Annotated in this window: 15 protein-coding genes; 9 read left to right on the top strand and 6 right to left on the bottom strand. The window is 43.6% G+C overall.

Going from position 1 to position 20883, the window contains the following annotated elements; all coding sequences use genetic code 11:
• The first annotated feature begins 562 nt into the window (after positions 1-562).
• The 3 genes from PSM36_RS09675 (at position 563) to PSM36_RS09665 (ending at position 3461) form a co-directional block, all read left to right on the top strand.
• On the top strand, positions 563-1225 hold the full coding sequence (locus tag PSM36_RS09675) for an IS5 family transposase (protein ID WP_161947564.1): 663 nt from the start codon (positions 563-565) through the stop codon (positions 1223-1225).
• A 208-nt stretch (positions 1226-1433) separates the two neighbouring features.
• Positions 1434-2684, top strand: coding sequence for an aminotransferase class I/II-fold pyridoxal phosphate-dependent enzyme (locus tag PSM36_RS09670; RefSeq protein ID WP_076930728.1), 1251 nt, complete (start codon positions 1434-1436; stop codon positions 2682-2684).
• A gap of 42 nt (positions 2685-2726) precedes the next feature.
• The gene (locus PSM36_RS09665; protein WP_076930727.1) at positions 2727-3461 is read left to right on the top strand and encodes a TetR/AcrR family transcriptional regulator; all 735 of its coding nucleotides are present in this window, start codon (positions 2727-2729) and stop codon (positions 3459-3461) included.
• Between the two features lie 72 nt (positions 3462-3533).
• Here the strand turns inward: PSM36_RS09665 and PSM36_RS09660 are convergent, their stop codons facing one another.
• Positions 3534-4103, bottom strand: coding sequence for an FKBP-type peptidyl-prolyl cis-trans isomerase (locus PSM36_RS09660; RefSeq protein WP_076930726.1), 570 nt, complete (start codon positions 4101-4103; stop codon positions 3534-3536).
• A 19-nt stretch (positions 4104-4122) separates the two neighbouring features.
• Entirely contained in the window at positions 4123-5667 is a 1545-nt protein-coding gene (locus PSM36_RS09655; protein WP_076932168.1) for a glycine--tRNA ligase, read from the bottom strand.
• Positions 5668-5998: 331 nt separating this feature from the next.
• Here PSM36_RS09655 and PSM36_RS09650 point away from each other — a divergent pair, with 331 nt between their 5' ends.
• Both PSM36_RS09650 and PSM36_RS09645 read left to right on the top strand, forming a co-directional pair.
• Positions 5999-7501 (top strand): oligosaccharide flippase family protein, encoded by a 1503-nt coding sequence (locus tag PSM36_RS09650; RefSeq protein ID WP_076930725.1) that lies wholly within the window; start codon positions 5999-6001, stop codon positions 7499-7501.
• 107 nt (positions 7502-7608) lie between these two features.
• A complete protein-coding gene (locus PSM36_RS09645; RefSeq protein WP_076930724.1) occupies positions 7609-9738 on the top strand; it encodes a S46 family peptidase in 2130 nt (709 codons plus the stop codon).
• A gap of 165 nt (positions 9739-9903) precedes the next feature.
• Here PSM36_RS09645 and PSM36_RS09640 read toward each other — a convergent pair whose 3' ends face one another.
• From PSM36_RS09640 to PSM36_RS09625, 4 genes are all read right to left on the bottom strand, one after another.
• Positions 9904-10683 carry a ZIP family metal transporter gene (locus tag PSM36_RS09640; protein ID WP_076930723.1) on the bottom strand — a complete coding sequence of 260 codons (780 nt, stop codon included), beginning with the start codon at positions 10681-10683 and terminating at the stop codon, positions 9904-9906.
• Between the two features lie 47 nt (positions 10684-10730).
• Positions 10731-11201, bottom strand: coding sequence for a hypothetical protein (locus PSM36_RS09635; RefSeq protein ID WP_076930722.1), 471 nt, complete (start codon positions 11199-11201; stop codon positions 10731-10733).
• Between the two features lie 45 nt (positions 11202-11246).
• Complete coding sequence (locus PSM36_RS09630) at positions 11247-12548, bottom strand: ABC transporter permease (protein WP_076930721.1); 1302 nt, start codon at positions 12546-12548, stop codon at positions 11247-11249.
• 65 nt (positions 12549-12613) lie between these two features.
• Complete coding sequence (locus PSM36_RS09625) at positions 12614-13297, bottom strand: ABC transporter ATP-binding protein (protein ID WP_232001401.1); 684 nt, start codon at positions 13295-13297, stop codon at positions 12614-12616.
• A 641-nt stretch (positions 13298-13938) separates the two neighbouring features.
• On the opposite strand from PSM36_RS09625, the gene PSM36_RS09620 reads away from it, so the two are divergent.
• From PSM36_RS09620 to PSM36_RS09605, 4 genes are all read left to right on the top strand, one after another.
• Positions 13939-14718, top strand: coding sequence for a patatin-like phospholipase family protein (locus tag PSM36_RS09620; RefSeq protein ID WP_076930720.1), 780 nt, complete (start codon positions 13939-13941; stop codon positions 14716-14718).
• Between the two features lie 300 nt (positions 14719-15018).
• Positions 15019-16698: an energy-dependent translational throttle protein EttA gene (gene ettA / locus PSM36_RS09615; RefSeq protein ID WP_076930719.1), complete on the top strand. Its 1680-nt coding sequence runs from the start codon at positions 15019-15021 to the stop codon at positions 16696-16698.
• Positions 16699-16902: 204 nt separating this feature from the next.
• Positions 16903-18507 (top strand): DUF5686 family protein, encoded by a 1605-nt coding sequence (locus PSM36_RS09610; protein ID WP_154671001.1) that lies wholly within the window; start codon positions 16903-16905, stop codon positions 18505-18507.
• Between the two features lie 114 nt (positions 18508-18621).
• Positions 18622-20775 (top strand): FUSC family membrane protein, encoded by a 2154-nt coding sequence (locus PSM36_RS09605; RefSeq protein WP_076932166.1) that lies wholly within the window; start codon positions 18622-18624, stop codon positions 20773-20775.
• Positions 20776-20883: the final 108 nt, after the last annotated feature.

The raw sequence follows: 20883 nt of genomic DNA, 5'->3' as shown, positions 1-20883 counted from the left end.
ATTTAACGGCTGATTATATGATAATATGTTTATTATTAAATGATTATGATTTTATTATTTAATGGTTATTTTTTTAATATATTCGGTGTATTTATGAATAAATAATATGTATTATCTTTAATGTTATTTTTGGTTTATATAAAGTGTGAATCTCGTAGGAATATTTCTGAAATTATCTCTTTTACGAATAGGACGGCAATAATGTAATATTACAAAGCATGAGTCTGCTCTGAAAACCCCATTTTTTCAAATTGCTGAAAAATGAAGTTTAACCGGACAAATGTGATTGTTTTTATTAATTGAAAGTATGCGTACCTTTGTTCTGAAGTTAACTGTTTGTATTTTTTTCTCATAAGCAACATAATAGTTAATTTTAGGGAGACTTCGGTCTCCTTTTTCTTTTATGTTGCCGCTTGACTCTCCTCGGGGGCTTCGCGCCCCCGGCCGTTAGGCAAACCCCCGCGGTGTTTTTCATGATTGTTTTGAAGAAATCATTTCAAAAAACAACACCCGGGTGTTGCACTTCTAAGTTGAACTTAGGTTACGGGAAATGATAAACGCTATGCTTTACATAACCAAGACAGGCTACCAGTGGCGGATGCTACCCAAGGAATTCGGCCCTTGGCAAAGCGTGTACTTCTATTTCCGTAAATGGAAATTGGAGGGTGTCTTTGAGCAGATGATGCACCATCTTCGAGACACAGTCCGCAAGGCCTGTGGCAAACAAACCAGCCCAAGTGTCGGCCTGATAGATTCCCGGAGTGTAAGGACTTCCCATCATATAGACAGCAGTGAATATGGCATTGACGGGGGCAAAAAAGTCAAAGGGAGAAAGGAGCATGTTATTGTGGACACACTTGGATTGCCCATGGCAGTCAAAGTACATGCTGCCAATATCTATGACAGCGTGGGGGCTGTGGAACCAATCGAACAACTCCGGTTTCTATTTCCAAGACTCAAAAAGATCATAGCTGATGGTGGATATAGGGGCAAACTGGCGGGGTTCGTCAAAAACCTTGGATGGGAACTCTCTGTGGTACTCCGGCCCGATGAATCATCAAAGAAATTTCAGGTACTTCCGCTGCGATGGATTGTAGAGAGAACATTCTCCTGGATCGAGAATTACAGGAGGATGACGACAGATTACGAGTACAGAACAGAGTCGGCGGAAGCTATGCTGCAAATAACTTTTTGTCAAATTATGCTTAGAAAAATTAGGGAATAAATTCAAAACAGCTTCTAAAATGAATGATAAATTAGGATGACTATATAAAGTAATCGGGATACTTCTTAATGCCAAGATAAATATATTCATTTGTTTTATAATTAATGTGTTATGAGATATATCAATAACACGCCTGTTTAATATAAAATACCCGGATAAATAATATTGATTTTCTATGTAAAATATTTATATTTGCAAAAAACACTATATGGAAAGAGAAAAATACTCATTAAAAGATTTTGGGTTTAACCTTGAAATGAATTTTGTAGATAGAGCTGACTATTTTCAAGATTACATTCACCAGTTGGATGACAGCAAGCACCGTGCATACTTAGCAGAAGCTACCACCGGTATAGGGTCAACGATGACTGTTAGGGATATATACACAAGAGAACCCCGTAAAGTAATTAGTTTTGTTGCCAACGATTACCTGGGGATGTCGAAGCATCCGCAAACAATTGCCGCAGGCATAGAAGCCCTAAAAAAATATGGTACGGGGGCTTGCGCCGCTCCGATCATAGGGGGCTTTTTGGAGGAACACAGGTTGTTAGAAAGAGAAATAGCCGAATTTATAGGCCAGGAAGACGCCATGATCTTTTCCTCAGGGTATGGAACCAACACCGGAGTCTTAGGCTGCCTTCTGGGTAAAAAGGACATAGCCCTGACTGATACGTTTGTACATATGAGTGTAACGGAAGGATTGTCAAATACAAATGTCAAAACCATTGGACATAATGATTTGGATTACCTGGAAATGACATTAAAAAAAGTACAGGACGAATACATAACTAAACTGGTCATTATCGACGGAGCCTATTCGCAAGATGGAGATATCGCTTTGATACCTGAGATTTTACAGATGTGCAGGAAGTATGGCGCCTTTTTAATGGTGGATGATGCCCACGGAATTGGCGTGTTCGGAGAAACCGGCCGGGGTGTGATTGAACATTATGAAATATTGGGTCAGGTAGATATAGTAACCGGAACATTAAGCAAGTCTTTCGGTAGTGTAGGAGGATTTGTCGGAGCTTCAAAAAATATAATACGCTACATTAAATGGTATGCAAAGAGCAGTATTTTTTCTGCTGCCATTACGCCACAGGCCACCGCTTCATCCAGGGAAGCGTTGAGAATAATGAAAGCAGATCCCTCATACAGGGAGAAACTCTGGAAGAATGTGGCATATTTGAAAAAATGCCTTCTTGAGAGCGGTTTTGACATTAAAAACACGGTATCACCAATTTTCCCCATAATGGTACGGGATAATTATAAAGTAAAAAAGATTGCAGCAATGCTGCTGCGATCCGGGATTTATGCTGTCGGCATATGTTATCCGGCAGTCAGCAGGAAAGATGCACGAATAAGAGCGAGTGTTTTGGCTACACATGAATTCGGAGATTTGGACAATTTGGTTCATTCTCTCGTAAAAATAGACAGGGCATTGAACTTTCGCCAATAAGTTTGTATCTTTGATAAAATTTTCCGTTTCAATCGTCAAAAAATGAATAAAAAACAAAGAAATCCAAGGCGTACAAAAATGACCCTTGAAAGAGATTTTATGAATGCCATAAAAGCGGTTATTGAAGAGGATGGCTTTTCCAAAACAACTCTGGCAGCCATCACGGAAAAAGCAGGAATTGTTCCGAATGTTTTCTACAACAGATTTAAATCATTGGATGATTTGTTTGATGAATATATAAAGAAGTTTGACTATTGGCTGGTGGATGTAGCAGGCAACATTCAACCGGAAGCTATAAAAGACCATCCGGTTACTTTTGAGAATATCCTCGTGGCATTAACGGAATCTTTGTATACAAATAAAAGCATGCAACAGATACTCTTATGGGAACTTGCGGAGGAAAATAAAATCACATCAAGGTCTGCAAAATTAAGAGAGGCCAATACCTCAGGGATAGTGGAAAGTTTTGATGATTTCTATAAAACGGTTGACCCGGATATTGATATCCGGGTAGTTTCCGCACTGTTTATCGCAGGCATATACTATTTGATCCTGCATAAACAAAGGTCTACTTTCTGTGGTGTCGATTTCAACAAAAAAGAGGGAAGGGATCTGCTTATCCGGAATATTAGGAGACTTTCCAAACTGATTTTTCATAAAAAAAGTGCTTCCAATGAAATTTTCCGAATTGCCAAAAACATGAAAAATAAAGGATTTGACGCAGAGACTATTTTGGAAATAACCGGTCTGAGCCAAGAACAAATTCAAAAGCTTTGATTTCTCTTTATGGGTTACCAGACTTTCACTAAATACCGTATATAATACACAAACGATAGATGATTTATTATCTTACTCTTTTACAATACTAACCAATTCAATTTCAAAAACCAGTGTGGTGTAAGATTCTATTCTATAAGCACTATATCCCGATGATCCAAAACCTAAATTCCAGGGGATCCATATTTCCCATTTATCTCCTACCTGCATGTGTTGTAATGCGGTTGAAAGTCCATCGGTTACAATATTTGATCTGGACGGGTCTACATAAAATGTACTGGGAATATTATTCCTGTTGTCCGTGGAATCGAAGATTATTTTATTGATAATGGTTTCCCCCCGGTCGTCGGTATAGGTATCTCTCTCCTCCGACCAATCGGTTTTAAACCATCCGGTATAAAGTACTCTTACCCTGTCGGTAAAATAGGGTGTTTCTCCGTCTCCCGGCTCGATCTCCTTAACCATAATATAGCCGGCGGTTGATGCCGAATTGATCCGGGTATATCTCGAATCAGCAGCAATTTTCGCAAACTGTGCTTCATTCGCGTTTTTCCATTGATCGTCGAACGTTTCCGTCTTGTCGCATGAGGCAAAGAGGATAATCGCGCAAAAGCTGAAAATCAGTGATAGTTGTTTCTTCATTGTTGTGGTTTTTTATACTTTATACAGCCAGTTGTTTCAACAAATTCTTCATATCCGTTTTTTCGGAGATGGTTTGTTGTAGTGAATCGATAGAAACTCTTTCTTGTTCCATCGTGTCGCGGTAACGGATGGTTACCGTGTTGTCTTCCAGCGTCTGATGGTCGATGGTGGCGCAGAAAGGGGTGCCGATGGCATCCTGGCGGCGGTAGCGCTTGCCGATGCTGTCTTTCTCGTCGTATTGGCATGCGAAGCTGAATTTGAGATCATCCATGATCTCCCGTGCTTTCTCAGCCAAACCATCTTTTTTTACCAGCGGTAATATGGCCAACTTGACCGGCGCAAGGGTAGGGGGTAGCTTCAACAGTACACGGATCTCACCGCGTTCCAGTATCTCCTCGTGATAAGAACCTGCGAGGATTGAAAGGAACATCCTGTCCACCCCGATAGAGGTTTCCACTACATAAGGCACATACGATTTTCCTTGTTCCGGATCGAAATACTGTATCTTTTTACCGGAATATTTTTCATGCTGGCTCAGGTCGAAATCGGTACGGGAGTGAATGCCTTCCACTTCTTTGAACCCAAATGGCATTTCAAATTCCACATCGGTAGCGGCATTGGCATAGTGCGCCAACTTGTCGTGGTCGTGGAACCGGTATTTTTCTGCGCCGAAGCCCAGTGCCTGGTGCCATTTCATCCGGAATTGCTTCCAATGTTCAAACCATTGCAACTCTTCACCGGGAGCGACGAAGAACTGCATTTCCATCTGTTCGAACTCCCGCATACGGAAGATGAACTGACGGGCTACGATCTCGTTACGGAACGCTTTTCCTATCTGGGCGATACCAAACGGGATCTTCATGCGACCTGTTTTCTGTACGTTCAGGAAGTTCACGAAGATACCCTGCGCCGTTTCGGGACGAAGATAGACCTTCATTGCTCCGTCGGCTGTCGATCCCATCTCTGTAGAGAACATCAGGTTGAACTGACGCACTTCCGTCCAGTTACGCGTGCCGCTTATGGGGCAGACGATCTCACAATCGAGAATGATCTGACGAAGATCTTCCAGATTATTATCATTAAGCGCTTTGGCGAAACGGGCGTGGATTTCATCCCTTTTCTGTAGGTTTTCCTGCACGCGGGGATTGGTCTCACGAAACATCGCTTCGTCGAACTGGTCGCCGAACCGTTTTGCCGCTTTCTGCACCTCTTTCCCGATCTTTTCGTCGTATTTGGCGAGATGGTCTTCAATCAGTACGTCTGCCCGGTACCGTTTTTTACTGTCTTTGTTATCAATAAGCGGATCATTGAATGCATCCACATGCCCTGATGCTTTCCAGATGGTAGGGTGCATAAAGATGGCGGAGTCGATGCCTACTACATTTTCGTGCAGCAGTACCATACTGTCCCACCAGTACTTTTTGATATTGTTCTTGAGTTCCACACCCATCTGTCCGTAATCGTACACGGCGCTTAACCCGTCGTAAATCTCACTCGACTGGAATACAAATCCGTATTCTTTACAGTGCGATACCAGTTTCTTAAAAACGTCGTCCTGTGCCATAAATTTCGATTGCATGCTTTCGGCCTGTACAGTGACAACCGTTGCCTGCCTTACATATTACTTGGTTTATTTCTTAGCTGTTTCGACCTGCAAAGTAAGCTTTTTTTTTCCATATTTTAGCTATCATTCTTCTTAAAGATAAATAATGATGGGCTACAGCGCAGACACTACGCAGAAAAATACTACCTTTGCCATTGTAATATTCGATTACAGTTGTGAAGATCCGGATTAGAAGTGAAGAAGATTGGAAGTCAAGAATTCATTTTTCACTATTCACTATTCGTTTTTCACTATTAATTTACAACCAGTCTTCAAAAATTATCGAGAAAATATGGCAGGAGGAATGAAATCGTTGGCAAAGGAGACTTTCTTCTATGGGATAGGAAGTGTCTTGCCTAAACTCCTTAGCTGGTTGTTGTCACTATACTGGGCATTCGCTCTGCCGGAGGTCTCCGATATCGGGGTGCTGACCAACTTTTATGCCTGGGTGGCACTTTTGCAGGTAATCCTCACTTACGGTATGGAAACCGGATTTTTCCGTTATGCCAATAAAGAGAATGACCCTGTGAGGGTCTTCTCCACCACCTTTATCAGTATTGCCTTCACAACATTGCTCTTTTTCCTGGCTGCACTGTTATTGTTAGAACCTGCGGCTTTCGCATTGGGAGGTGCGGCGATGAAGCCGCATTACCTGCTTATGCTGGTGATCATTCTCTGTTTCGACGTATTGGGTGCCATCCCGTTCGCCAACCTTCGGTTTAAAAAACGTCCTATCCGGTTTGCAGTGATCAAGCTTGTCAATGTGGTACTGACCATCCTTTTCAACCTTTTCTTTTTCCTTGGTTGCCCTTGGCTACAAACCTTGTTTCCTGATGCATTTTCCTGGTTCGATATCAGTCGGGGAGTTGATTACGTGTTGATCTCCAATCTTGCTGCTTCGGTTATCCAATTCCTGATGGTATCACCCGAACTGAAAATCAGGTTTACATTCGACCGGGTATTATTACGCCAGATGCTGCGATACTCATTTCCCATTCTTATCCTGGGCGTAGCGGGTATATTGAACCAGACAGTGGATAAGATTATCTTTCCCTGGGTCTACCCCGACGAGGCAGCAGCGTTTACTGAATTAGGTATTTATGGACAAAACTTTAAGATCGCCGTCATCATGGTGATGTTCACCCAGGCTTTCCGCTATGCTTTCGAACCCTTTATCTTTGCGAGGAATAAAGGTGCTGCCGGTGATCGCCGGTCGTTCAGCGATGCAACTAAATTTTTTATCATTTTCGGATTGCTGATCTTTTTAATGACGACCGGTTATATCGATATTATCAAGAAACTGATCCCCGAAAGTTATCATGTAGGGCTAAAAGTGGTACCTATTGTCCTTCTGGGTGAACTCTTCTTTGGTATCTATTTCAATCTCTCGTTGTGGTATAAACTCACCGACCAAACCCGGTGGGGAGCATATATGTCAATCTTTGGATTCATCGTCACCATAGTAATCAATATTCTTTTTATTCCCCGGTTTGGCTATATGGCTTGTGCGTGGGCTTCATTTATCGCCAACCTTGCCATGATGCTGGTTTCTTATTTCCTGGGACAAAAAAATTATCCTATCCCGTACAACCTCAGGTCGGCCGGATTTTTCTTCCTGCTATCGATGATTCTCTTCGCCGGGATTACACTGACATACAATAATATACCTGAATTATGGCTGCGATTACTGATCAATACGGTGTTGATCATGCTATATATCTTTGTGGTTGTTAAAAAGGAACTGCCTTTACGGGAATTGCCGGTGATTGGGAAAAAATTAAGAATTAAGAATTAAGAAGTAAGAGCTAAGAAGTGACGAAGTCAGAGGTCAGAAATTAGAAATTAGAAGTTAAGAATAATCTGGAATCTGAAATCTGGAATTTTGAAATTGAAAATAAATTTATGAAGAAAGTAGGTTTGTTGGTCGCGATATTTTTGGCGACGTTGACGGTGAAAGCCGATGAGGGTATGTGGTTGCTCAAGGAGTTGAACAGCGAGAGTGTTGCCCGTATGAAAGAGTTGGGATTTACTTTTCCCGTAGATCAATTATATGATGAAGATAATCCGTCGTTGAAAGATGCGGTGGTGATCTTTGGCGGAGGATGTACCGGCGTGGCGGTCTCCGACCAGGGATTGATATTTACCAATCACCATTGCGGATACGGGGCTATCCAGAAGTTGAGCGCGGTGGAGCATGACTATCTGAAAGACGGGTTCGTAGCGGAAAATCAGGCAGAAGAACTGCCTGCCGATGGCTTGACTGTGTCGTTCCTGAAATCGATGACGGATGTGACGGACCGGATCATGGCCCATGTACCTTCTGTTCTTAGTGAGATACAACGCGAACGGGCGATCGACTCTCTTTCCACTGCACTGATAGACGAATATGAAACAGATCCATTTACCCATGCCCGCATTGTCCCTTTCTATTCACGCAACAAATACTACGTTGTGCTATATGATCAGTTTCGTGATGTACGCCTTGTTACGGCACCTCCTTCTTCAGTCGGGAAATTCGGTGGTGATACCGACAACTGGATGTGGCCGCGCCATACCGGTGATTTCTCGGTATTCCGTGTCTATGCGGATAAGGATAACCGTCCGGCCAACTACAGTAGCGAAAATGTACCTTATCAACCTAAATATGTAGTCCCTGTATCGCTCGACGGCGTGACCGATGGAGATTACGCAATGACAATAGGTTACCCCGGCAGTACACAGCGTTACATGTCGTCGTGGGGAATCCGCCAGCGGATGGAGTCGGAGAACAAACCCCGCATCGAAGTGAGGGGAGCCAAACAGGATATCTGGTGGGATGCGATGACCAAAAATGATACCATCCGTATTAAATATGCCAATAAATATGCCGGCAGCTCCAATTACTGGAAGAACTCCATGGGAATGAACGAAGCGCTTACCAATCTGGAAGTGCTGCCCGAAAAGGAGAAGCTGGAAGCAAGATTGAAGGAGTGGATCAAAGGCAGTCCTGTCCGCCAGGCCAGATACGGCAGTACACTTTCCACACTGGAGAGTGCCTATACCGATTCCGGTGATCTGGCGCTTTATACCACCTATTTTCTGGAAGTATTTAATAACGGAATCGAACTGATACGTTTTGCCAATACCATCCTGCAATTCGACAGTGACGGTACCGAAGAGGACAAACAGGATTTTATCAACGACCGCTTTATCGAGTCGTATAAAAATTATGAACCGGCACTGGATAAGAAGGTACTCCCCACATTGATGAAACTCTATGCCGAACGTGTTCCCGAACAGTATCATCCTGATATCTACCAAAAGGTGAAGGACGAGTTCGGTGGGGATTATGAACAATATGCCGACTGGTTGTTTGCCAACTCCCGCTTCACATCGTTAGAGGAGTTGCTGGAACTGCTGAAGACGGCAGATACCCAGTCGCTCACCCAGGATCCGGCCATGGAACTGGCGTTGTCGACTGCTGATATGGGATATGAGTTGTCGGGACAAATGATGTCCTATTATGAGAAAATGCTCAGGGGTGAACGGGAATTTATGGCTGCCCTTATGGAAATGGATGCAGATAAGACTTTCTACCCCGATGCCAATTTCACTCAGCGTATGAGTTACGGGACAGTAGGGGGATACCAACCGCGCGATGCCGTCTGGTATGATTATTATACTACCTCGCAGGGGATATTGGAAAAACAGAAGCCGGGCGATCCCGAATTCAATGTGCAGGAATATATCCTGGATGCCATTCGTTCCGGCGATTTCGATCGCTATGGTGATCCGGAAGGACTAATGAGGGTTAATGTGTTGTCGAACAATGATATCACCGGAGGAAATTCCGGCAGTCCCGTGCTGAATGGGAACGCAGAACTGATCGGACTGGCATTCGACGGAAACTGGGAATCACTCAGTGGAGACATCCTCTTTGAACCGGAAATGCAACGTGTGATCAGCGTGGATATCCGCTACGTATTGTACATGATCGATAAGGTGATGGGAGCATCCCATGTGATTGATGAGTTGAAAGTGGTAGGGAAGTGAAGAATGAAGAGTGAAGAGTGAGAAGTGAAGAAGTAAGCTCTGGGAAATATAGAAATTTATAAGTATAAGAAGGCCCCTTATTGGTGTTGATTTACCAATAAGGGGATTTATTTATAAGGAAAGGTGAGGTGTTGATTTATGGGGAATAGGAGATTTTTAGCGAATTCAATGATGATGCCCGCTGTGCAGGCTGAGATAATACATCACACCCAAGCCTGCCAGGATCACAACCAGATGTAACAACAAATTCCGTTTCGCGGTTTCTTTCAGGATTTCAGGTAACAGACTGCCAGCCGCAAGATAAATAAATCCTCCGGCTGCAACCGGTAATATGTAAGTGGATAAATGTCCTATGCGATGTCCCAGCCATAGTGTGAGAACAGTCCCCAGAATGGCTGCACAGGCTATTCCAAAATTAAACAATAATGCTTTTCTTTTAGAAAATCCTGCACGGAGCAAAATTCCGATATCACTCACTTCCTGAGGGATCTCATGCATAATAATGGCTAACGTTGTTGCCAGCCCCAATTCCGGCATCACCATCCATGCCGCGCCGATCAGAATACCATCAGTGAAATTGTGAATCCCATCGGCATAGAGGCTCAGATATCCATAGGGCTTTATTCCCGATGCATGGCTGTCGGGGTGCGCATGGGACTCTGTATCGGTATGGATATGCAATACCTGATCGATGATGAAAAAGAGCAAAAATCCCGCTAAAATGAGCCACGAGGTGAGATGAGCCGACGGAAGGTGAAAATAGGATTCAGGGACAAGATGGAAAAAGGCATTTCCCAGTAAAGCTCCTATGGAAAAGCAGATCAGTAACGGTAATATCTGTTTCAATACTTTGGTTTTAAGGAAAAAAAGGAACGCCCCGACAAAAGAAAGCAGATTCACGACGAGCGTACTTAATAAAGCATATAACCCTATGTTATCCATCATTTTTTCAATTTTAAAATCAGTTCTTGGTTGTTTCAATCGGAAGTGGACTATCTTACGACCTTTACCAGTTCCGCATCTTTTAACAGATACATCAGGTGTTCCGGATCATCCCTGTTGATACTGAATATTCCTTTGACTTGTATATACCGGTCGGTGCGGACATGTTTTAAATCGTGGTGTCCCTCTTTTACAGATATTTCCATCACGGATTCAATTCCTCCCACACCACAGAAAAAACACATGTAGGAAGGTGTTTCGGAGAGTGCGAAAATAGTCCCTTCCACGTCTACCGGCACATAAAATCCCTGTATGATAACAGTTCTGTTATCGAGAAATTCTATCTGCCTTCCGAATTCAGGCATCTGGTAATATCCCGAAAGGGAAGCTATGTATTTTTGAGACCATGTTACATCTTTCAGCATGTCCCAGGAAACGGTCTGCGGTTTCGGCTGTTGTGCATTTACCGGGAAGTAGATTGCACACAGGAGAAAAAATAGAAAAATAGTTTTTGTCTTCATATATTTTTTAACACTAAGGTTGTATGGAACATTTGTCTGTTCGTCTCATTCACTAAGGGTTTTGGAGATATCTGTACGCATCGCTTTAATGGCCGGAATCAGCGCCGATAGCAATCCGATTATCAGTGAAACAAATAAAAAATAAAAATCGTTGATATTAAACCACTGCTGTAAACTATAATGATAGTTGGTTTCAGTATAATATGAAACCAACAGCATGCCTAACCGGCTCAGTGCCAGTCCCAGTAGATAGCCTATGAATGCGATGATGATCCCTTCCATAACAACAAGAGAGAACAGTTTATTACGGCTTCCTCCCATCGAACGAATCAGGGCTAGTTCATACTTGCGCTCTTTTAATGAATTGAGCAGTGAAATAAAAATGCTGAAAGCAGATATTATAATGATAAAGCCTGCAATAAGACGTATGGTATGCACTCCGACTCCCATCAACGAATACAACCGGTTTATCTCCAGTGCCGGCGATGCTGCCTGCATATTAGTGGAAGAGTTAACCAACCGTGGTAGGGTGATCGCTCCCATCGGATTGGTGTATTTAACCAGCAGTAGGGTGATCTCTTTGTTATCGTCACTATGGTGAGCGTAATCATGCCCGTGTTCATGTGCATCCACGTGTTCGTCATCATGATGATGATCGTGAGCTCCTTCCGCTTCCGCAACATGTGCGCCTTCGGACTCCATGTGTTCGTCATCGTGGTGCTCATGATGGTGTTCATGGATTTTCCACACACTCGCGATATTTGTAAGGATCAACTGATCCAGCACCGTCCCCGTTTCTTCGAAGATACCTGTTACAATATATTCGTGCTCATCGTGTGCATGTCCTGCTTCTTCTATAAAACCGTGCACACCCGTAAAGCTGTCTCCAATTTTTAATCCTGTCTTTTCCGCGACTTTTGATCCTATGTTTGCTTCAAAATCGGTTTTCCACAACATTCCTTCCTTCAACTGCCCATGATAAAGTTCCGGGAATGTCTGGTCGGTACCGACTATACGGAATCCACGGTAACTATCACCCAATGCCAAAGGAACCGCCTGTTTGATCAGGGGATTTTTGGTGAGTTCGAGGGCTTCTTTGTATTGGATATTTCCGGTGGGATGGTCGATATGGTAAATCCCTGCTAAAATAAGTTGCAAAGGACTCCCTTTCGCTCCCACTACAAGGTCGATGCCGGCCACGTTGTTATTCAACTGGTTTTCTATTTTCTCTGTTGTGAGAAACAGGAAGGAGATAATAGCGACACCCGTGGCAAATAAAAAGATATTCAATATCGAAGACAAGGGCTTTGCCTTGATTTGTTTCCTGTTCAGTGAAAATATATTCATGATGTAATGTGCATAAATTAAAATGAGACAATTCTTTGTCGTGGAGGGGTAGTCCCTGAAGAGTTTTATAAGAAAATCCTGTTTGGAAAATGATCCAGCAACCGTTTATCGTGGGTGGCGATCACAAGGCTTGCCTGCAGTTCCTCTGCTTGGCGTTTGAGTAGATTCAATGCCTCCGTGCAATTTTTGTCGTCGAGGCTCGATGTCGGTTCATCGGCCAGGATAAGGGCGGGCTTATTGATCACTGCCCGTGCAATCGACAAGCGTTGTAATTCTCCCTGGCTCATTTGTGACGGCTTGCTCTTTGCTTTGTCTTCCAGATTTAAAGAACGAAGCAGGTGGTTTATATCTTCATTTTCCGTTGCCAGATTATTGAGATAACGTGCGATCTGTAAATTTTCAAAAGCCGTCAGCCATTGTATAAAGTGCGGTTTCTGGTAGATGATCCCGATATTTTTTCCCCGGAACCGATCGGCTTCACCACTATGTAACCGGACGGTATCGATACCTTGGATGATCACTTCTCCCGAATCAGGCTTTAACAATCCGGCAATAAGATGCAGAAAGGTTGTTTTTCCGCAGCCCGACGGCCCCATAATGATGCAGTGATTCCCCGGCGCGCAGTCGATATCGGGAAAACCGAATGTAATCGACCTGTTATAGGAAAAAATCAAATTGCTTGTTGTTAGTGCTTTATTATTCATTTTTATACGAAGTATTTCTGAAACGGGCATGAGAATTGTTCTCATGCATGAACTTTTTTGTTAAGCTAATGTAATCAAAATAACATTCCCGGCACAAAAGTAGAATAATATTTTATAAATGCAATATTGTTTCATTTGATATTTTATTACATTTGCGTTGTTTTGGCAAAAGTCAAACAAAAGTATATTAAAAAATCATCTTACAAAAGGAGAAAAAATAATTATGAGAGATGAACGAATACCGGTTACAGTCCTTAGTGGTTTCCTGGGATCCGGGTATTGTCCGCGTTAAAAGATCAAGATGAATAATGATAAGGAACACTTCAATAAGATAATCTAAAAAAGCGCCATTTTGTATTTCCATCGCCCGAACTTACGGGCGATGTATATGATAAATGATGAAGCTTACCATCACTTGTTCTTTCTTCTGTTGACGCCATATAAAATAGATAAATGACCTAAGGTTGTGTTTTTAAGCAAAAGGAATCAGCTCTTTTGTCGGATCAGGGAAAAGCTTTCAATGAAAGCGAAAGGGTGGCCTATAGAAATTCTTTGGATATTGCCTGAGCCGTGATTAAGCATAAATTTTCACTTCACAATATGGATTTTTTGTACTTTAGTACCGGATGATCCAGATACAGGGGATTAAAATAGATGAAAATTAGATATTAATATCTCTTATAATTATGCAGAAGGGTAAAAAAGTGGCTTTGGTTTTGGCAACAGGTGGTGCAAGAGGATTAGCTCATATTGGTGTTATAGAAGAGTTAATCAGACAAAATTATTCTATTTCTTCTGTCGCGGGTTGTTCAATGGGAGCTTTTGTGGGGGCCGCTTTTGCTTCGGGTTATTGGAATGAATGTAAAGAAGTCCTTTGCAATATTAACAGAAAGACTATTTTCCAATTCGTTGATTTCAGCTTAAGTCGGAAAGGCATTATTGGTGGAAGGAAAATGTATAAAAAGATGGAGCAAATATTTTCCGATACCAAGATTGAGGATCTGAAAATACCGTTTACTGCAGTTGCGACAAATATATTGAATCAACAAGAAGTTATTTTCAACCAAGGAAAAATTATTGATGCTTTACGGGCATCCATTTCCCTACCTTTTATCTTTAAACCGTATGAATTTAATAATATGTCTTTAATCGATGGTGGGTTATTGAATCCATTGCCGTTGGACAAAGTTTCTCGTACGACTGATGATATTCTGATTGGAGTGTCTATAGGTGCAAAAAAGAATGTGCTGAAAACATACAATAAATTCTCTCTTTTGATGGACTCGGCTGCCATGATTGTTCAGACCAATATCAGAAAGAGCTGTATAGAGATTAAACCTGATCTTATGATTGAGGTTCCTGCGGGTGATTACAGTATCTTCAACTTTAAAAAATATACTGAATTGGTAGAGGAAGGAGCAAAAGCAACTCAAAAAGCATTACAAGCTTACTCTCTCCCCGTTTGACATAACAGAATAGTTCAATTTCATTAGTCATTTTGAGTCGCTTTAGCTTCTAGATTTCCAATTCTCGTAACGGCATAATACAACAAGTTTGTTTCTGTTCGTATTACTTAACGAAAATGTTCATTATCTTTGTGCTCCGTTTCAGATTTATGCCCAGTGGTTATTTGGTCCACAAGCCACGTGAATGAGGATTATGAATCAATCGAAACAAATCAAATCAGCAAATCAATTAGTAATAGTTATAAGTTGTTAGTAATTAATAATTTGTAATTGGTAATTTGTAATTTGTAATTAAATAATATGTCCGACGATAAAAAGATTATTTTTTCCATGGTGGGCGTGAGCAAAACGTTTCCGCCACACAAACAGGTATTGAAAGATATTTACCTCTCCTTTTTTTATGGTGCTAAAATCGGCATTATCGGTCTGAACGGCTCGGGAAAGTCGACGCTGTTGAAGATCATTGCCGGAATTGAGAAAGAGTATCAGGGTGAAGTAGTATCCGATAAAAGCTTCTCGGTCGGTTACCTGGAACAGGACCCTGCGCTGGATGCCGATAAAACGGTGATTGAAATTGTCCGTGAAGGTGTACAGCCTGTGATGGATCTGCTGAACGAATATGAAGAGATCAACCTGAAATTCGGACTTCCTGAGTATTATGAGGACGAAGAGAAGATGAATTCCCTCTTTGCCCGTCAGGCCGAATTGCAGGATAAACTGGATGCTGTTGATGCGTGGAATATCGATAACCGGCTGGAACGTGCGATGGATGCCTTGCGCTGTCCCCCGGAAGATCAACCTATACGTGAACTATCGGGTGGGGAGCGCCGTCGAGTGGCGCTTTGCCGGTTGTTGTTACAGGAACCTGACGTGCTGCTGCTGGACGAGCCGACCAATCACCTCGACGCGGAGTCGATCGACTGGCTGGAACAACATCTCCAACAGTACAAGGGTACGGTGATCTGTATCACGCACGACCGTTATTTCCTCGATCATGTGGCCGGCTGGATTTTGGAATTGGATCGCGGAGAGGGAATCCCGTGGAAAGGAAATTATACCTCATGGCTCGAACAAAAAACTAAACGGATGGAGCAGGAGGAAAAACAGATCAGCAAGCGGCGTAAGACACTGGAACGGGAGTTGGAATGGATCAATCTGGCGCCCAAGGCACGCCAGGCAAAAGGAAAAGCGCGTCTGAATTCTTATGAGAGGCTGTTGAATGAGGATCAGAAAGAGCGGGAAGAGAAACTGGAAATCTTTATCCCTAACGGCCCGAGACTGGGAAATAAGGTGATTGAAGCGGTCAATGTAAAGAAAGCATTCGGTGACAAACTATTGTTCGATAACCTGAACTTTATGCTGCCGCCCAACGGTATTGTGGGGGTAATTGGTCCCAATGGTGCGGGAAAGACCACCCTCTTCAGGTTGATTCAGGGGATGGAAACCCCGGATGCGGGAAAATTTGAGGTGGGCGAAACGGTGGTAACAGCTTATGTGGATCAGGCACACGAAGCCATCGACCCTGAGAAAACAGTTTACCAGGTCGTCTCCGGTGGTTCGGAATTTGTACGCGTAGGCGGAAAAGAGATCAATGCCCGCGCTTATCTTTCCCGATTTAACTTCTCGGGTGCCGACCAGGAAAAACTGTGCGGTGTGCTGTCGGGTGGTGAACGGAACCGCCTCCATCTGGCACTGACACTTAAAGCAGGCGCTAACGTACTGTTGCTCGACGAGCCGACTAACGATATCGATGTGAACACTTTGCGTGCATTGGAGGAAGGGTTGGACAACTTTGCCGGATGTGCCGTAGTGATCTCGCACGACCGTTGGTTCCTGGATCGTATCTGTACCCATATCCTCGCTTTCGAAGGCAATTCTGAGGTATTCTATTTCGAGGGTTCCTACAGCGAGTATGAGGAAAACAAGAAGATGCGACTCGGGAACGAAGAGCCGAAAAGGGTGCGTTACAGGAAACTGTGATGATTTAACGATTTGCTGATTTGGTGATCCTGACAAGTCGGGACAAGTAGTGCTGATTAGTTAAGTAGTGAAGAAGTTGAAAATTCATTTTTCACTTTTCATTTAAAAAGTCTTGGCTCTCTTAAGAAACAAAGGTTTCAACGTATTTTTTGAACGGTAAAAACGTTCTGGAATGCTTGGTTCTTAGTTTTAAAACCGGAGAAGATGAAAAAAATTTCAATATTATTGTTTTTCCTGTTTTTGATAAGTGCCGGTGTTTCGGTATTTGGACAAAACACGCTACTCAAAGGGGTGGTGACGGATGCAAAGTATCACACTCCGGTACCTTATGCAGCGCTCTTTATCCAGGGAACCTCTATTGGAACCGTAGCCGATAATACAGGAGAATTTTCGCTTTCTGTTCCCGATTCAATTACCGACAGGCGACTGATGGTCGCAAGGGAGGGATTCCAACTGATGTCCCTTTCTTTGGATGAGCACGAAACGGAGAGACTGATCGTGGCGCTGGAACCGGACGACTATGTGGATAGAGTTCGTGCGATACAGGATAGTATAGCCGTGAATTCAGGAGCCTTCGGTGCGTTTCTTGCCAGAGCGGTAAAGTTCGTGACAAACGACTGGATTCCGCTCGGAGATCCGGAAACTAACCGGTTCGACTTTGGAAGGATACAGACTATTCCCACTTATAACCCTATTGAAGGAATCCGGCTCAGGGCAGGTATTGCCTCCAATTCCAGGTTGAGTCCCCACTTTTTCGTGAAGGGATACCTGGCATATGGTTTCAGGGACCAACAGCTTAAATACCGTGGTGAGGCCATCTACTCATTCAACAAAAAAGCCTATCATGAGGATGAGTTCCCGAAAAACAACCTGAGATTGGTGTATGAAAACGATCTCTATTCTCCCGGGGATATGCATTCTTATGCCCTGAACGACCTGCTACTGATCACTTACAGGCGATCAAAGAATGAAGCGGCCTATCGTAATTTTGCAGAGCTTAATTATGAGAGGGAGTATAAAAACGGATTGGCACACACATTCCGGGTGAGACGGTCACGGTTAGTCCCCCAGGGAAAATTGCAATTCGACCAGGATTTTGAAGAGGGCAAAGTCCTTACAAGGGGCGAATTAAATACTACCGATGTAGGTGTACGACTGCGCTATTCGGTGAGAGAGGCCTATCATCAGCAAAAACGGAAGAGAATACCTTTGGAAATAACTTCTCCGGTCTTTTTCCTTTCCCATACGATGGGTGTTGATGGTTTTATGGGTGGTGAAGTAGCCTATCACAGGTCTGAATTTTCAGCCCAGAAGCGTTTTTTACTGGGGAATGCCGGTCGTTTGGATGTGGTAGGAGAGGTGATGAAGGTATGGGATAAAGTGCCTTTCCCATTACTGGTGTATCCTAATCAACGGTACCGGTACCATATTGAGAATAACTTTTTTTTCCTGAACCGGCCATTGGAATTTGTGGCCGACGAGCAATATACGTTGCGGATGACTTTTGTGGGAGATGATCTGCTGTTGGCAAAAATGCCGGTCGCAGACATGTTGCAATTAAAGGAACTGGTCTCATTCAGGATCGCCCATGGGCGGCTGAGTGATAAGAACAACCCGGCACTCTCTCCGGAAGGGTTATACCGTTTTCCGTCCGTATCACGCCAATACGGTACTGTACCCTATATGGAAGGATCTATAGGCATTACCAATATTCTCGGGCTTTTGCGTGTGGAGTATGTCCACCGTTTTACCTATCGTGATCATCCCGATGCCCTTCTCGGTGCTTTTAGGGTAGACGTAACGTTATGATTTGTTAATGTGGTGATTTGATGATTTGTTGATGTTTGGCGTACCAATTAATTAGTCATTAGTAATTGGTAATTAGTAATTCGCAATTGGCAATTGGTAATTTCCTACATAGATATGCCAAAAGATAAAGAGATGAGTAATGGAGTAGAACCGATAAAAGATAGGATAGCCGACATCTGGATCAATGTGTTCTGGAAAAGCCCCGATCATTTGTGGGCATTGAAGGTGACCGTATCCATTGCTTTCCTGCTGATCCCCACCGAGTTGATATTCCATAACTCCTTTTTTGGTACGACTCTGGCACTGGGAGTGGTGGCGATGGCATTGGGAGAAACCGATGTGCATCCGAAAGGAAGGATCAAATCTTCCTCCATAGCGCTAATACTTTACGTAATTACCAGTAGTTTAGTGGCTATCTTTCTACCTCTGCCGGCCTGGTTTGCTATTGTGTTGCTTGTTCTCTCCTTTTCCCTCCTTTTGATTGGAGGTATCGATTTACGGATGCAGGGAGTTACTTTCGGGACAATGCTTATTTTGGTCTATTCCATGCTGGCGGCTGAAAACAGTGAAAAATGGTATTATCTCCCCCTGTTTTTCACCCTTGGAGCCTTTTGTTATGCCGTGATCTCTATCCTGCTACTTTACTTCAGGCCTTATCGGCTATTGCAACAACAGCTTGCCCGTGGTTTTCACTTCCTGGCAGAATATATCGACCTGAAGGCAAATCTATTCCCCAGCGATCCCCAGGTACAAAAAGTTATCAGGACCCAACTGGCACAGAAAAATATAAATCTGGCGCAACAGATCGAAGCATGCAAGAACGATCTTTACAGCTATTCGGAAGAATGCACTCCTGAAGCGCTTCCGGTGGTGGATCATTACTATCGGCAATGGTTTTTGCTGCAGGCCATGCAGGAGAGGGCCATATCGAGCCATGAGCAGTACGATTTATTATCGTGCCAGGTGAAAAACAGCGGTTTGCTGGAAGGATTCGGGAAGCTGATGAGGGAAATTGCAACGGCAGTGCGTCTCTATGCCGACTCCCTGCTGACCGAACGGCCTTACAAGCATCCATTCTCGTTGAAATGGACGATAACGGCGCTATGGGCAATGCTCGATGCAGAGAAAGACGAACCCCATTATCTTACTTTGTCGTTACTGCTGAGAAACCTGACGGGGTTGGAAGAAAATCTCCGGGAGAATGAAAAAACCATCGACCAGATAGATGTGACGGTCTTTCATTCCCGGAAGCCGGAGAGAACCGGTTTGAAATCACTGTTACATCCCACTCATCCCCGTTTTCGCTTTGCAGTGAGGCTTACCTTGTGTTGGATGCTGGGATATGGGATCATGCTTTATTTGAATTTCGGGAAGGGTTCATGGATACTGATGACATCACTGATTGTCGTCCAGCAAACCTATAGTGCTACGCGTATCCGCCTCTTTCACCGTGTGTTCGGTACCTTGATGGGTGTGGTTGGAGGGGTCGCCCTGGCACAACTGCTGCCCACCACTCCGGGACAGATACTCTTGTTGCTCACCTCCATCTACTTCTTCTTTTACTGGCTGAAGAAAAACTATACGATCGCTGTCGTCTTTATCACTATCTTCGTGCTGGCAGCTTTCAATTTGCTTTCCAACCAGGGAGTGGCCGTAATGATGCCCCGTATCATTGATACGTTGGTGGGCGGCGCGCTTGCCTATCTGGCTGTGCGCTTTATCTGGCCCGATTGGCAGTATAAGCAGCTCCCGGGGCTGATGCTGAATGCGGTGGCAAAAAACAGGCGTTATTTCGAGAGCATCTATGACGGTTCCGTCTCCGAGGAGGATTATCTTCACAACCGGCGTACCGCTTACAATGCCGACAACGCCCTGACCTCCGCCTGGAAATGGATGCGGCTGGAACCCAAGAACAGGCGCAGGTACCAGGATAAGGCTTTTAACCTCACTAACCTGAACCATGCCCTGCTGTCCTATATCTCCGCTTTCGGTGTCCATAAGTCGGCCGGCGACCTGTCGGAGAAAGAACTTGATCTCTGCCGTGATGTGAGCGACGTACTCCGGCTGGTTTCGGAGATGTTAACCAACAACGCCGATGAAAAGCAGATTGAGGACAGTTTCCGGAAAGCAAACTGTTGGGACGAACAGATCGACAAAATGATGGATGATGCCGGAAATCATAGGGTAAGGCTTATTTACAATATAGCCCATGTTGCGCGTGAGTTGCTGGCAGAGGCAAAAGGGATTGTGAAACTGTATGAGGTATAATATGTTTTTTGAAAAAATCACAGATCAATAATTAGCAGATATCCTCTATTTTTTACGGTTTGAATATGTATACAGGGATCGTTTCCCAATATCTTTCTCGGTTCTATA

The sequence above is a fragment of the Proteiniphilum saccharofermentans genome (genome assembly GCF_900095135.1).
Classification (GTDB): Bacteria; Bacteroidota; Bacteroidia; order Bacteroidales; family Dysgonomonadaceae; genus Proteiniphilum; species Proteiniphilum saccharofermentans.
The sequence above is the reverse complement of the archived record's forward strand: the minus strand, read 5'-3'. Positions and strand labels throughout refer to the sequence as shown.

Coding starts and splice junctions, on each gene's coding strand:
- PSM36_RS09675 (WP_161947564.1), top strand. CDS start 563: ATGCTTTACATAACCAAGACAGGCTACCAGTGGCGGATGCTACCCAAG.
- PSM36_RS09670 (WP_076930728.1), top strand. CDS start 1,434: ATGGAAAGAGAAAAATACTCATTAAAAGATTTTGGGTTTAACCTTGAA.
- PSM36_RS09665 (WP_076930727.1), top strand. CDS start 2,727: ATGAATAAAAAACAAAGAAATCCAAGGCGTACAAAAATGACCCTTGAA.
- PSM36_RS09660 (WP_076930726.1), bottom strand. CDS start 4,103: ATGAAGAAACAACTATCACTGATTTTCAGCTTTTGCGCGATTATCCTC.
- PSM36_RS09655 (WP_076932168.1), bottom strand. CDS start 5,667: ATGGCACAGGACGACGTTTTTAAGAAACTGGTATCGCACTGTAAAGAA.
- PSM36_RS09650 (WP_076930725.1), top strand. CDS start 5,999: ATGGCAGGAGGAATGAAATCGTTGGCAAAGGAGACTTTCTTCTATGGG.
- PSM36_RS09645 (WP_076930724.1), top strand. CDS start 7,609: ATGAAGAAAGTAGGTTTGTTGGTCGCGATATTTTTGGCGACGTTGACG.
- PSM36_RS09640 (WP_076930723.1), bottom strand. CDS start 10,683: ATGATGGATAACATAGGGTTATATGCTTTATTAAGTACGCTCGTCGTG.
- PSM36_RS09635 (WP_076930722.1), bottom strand. CDS start 11,201: ATGAAGACAAAAACTATTTTTCTATTTTTTCTCCTGTGTGCAATCTAC.
- PSM36_RS09630 (WP_076930721.1), bottom strand. CDS start 12,548: ATGAATATATTTTCACTGAACAGGAAACAAATCAAGGCAAAGCCCTTG.
- PSM36_RS09625 (WP_232001401.1), bottom strand. CDS start 13,297: ATGAGAACAATTCTCATGCCCGTTTCAGAAATACTTCGTATAAAAATG.
- PSM36_RS09620 (WP_076930720.1), top strand. CDS start 13,939: ATGCAGAAGGGTAAAAAAGTGGCTTTGGTTTTGGCAACAGGTGGTGCA.
- ettA (WP_076930719.1), top strand. CDS start 15,019: ATGTCCGACGATAAAAAGATTATTTTTTCCATGGTGGGCGTGAGCAAA.
- PSM36_RS09610 (WP_154671001.1), top strand. CDS start 16,903: ATGAAAAAAATTTCAATATTATTGTTTTTCCTGTTTTTGATAAGTGCC.
- PSM36_RS09605 (WP_076932166.1), top strand. CDS start 18,622: ATGCCAAAAGATAAAGAGATGAGTAATGGAGTAGAACCGATAAAAGAT.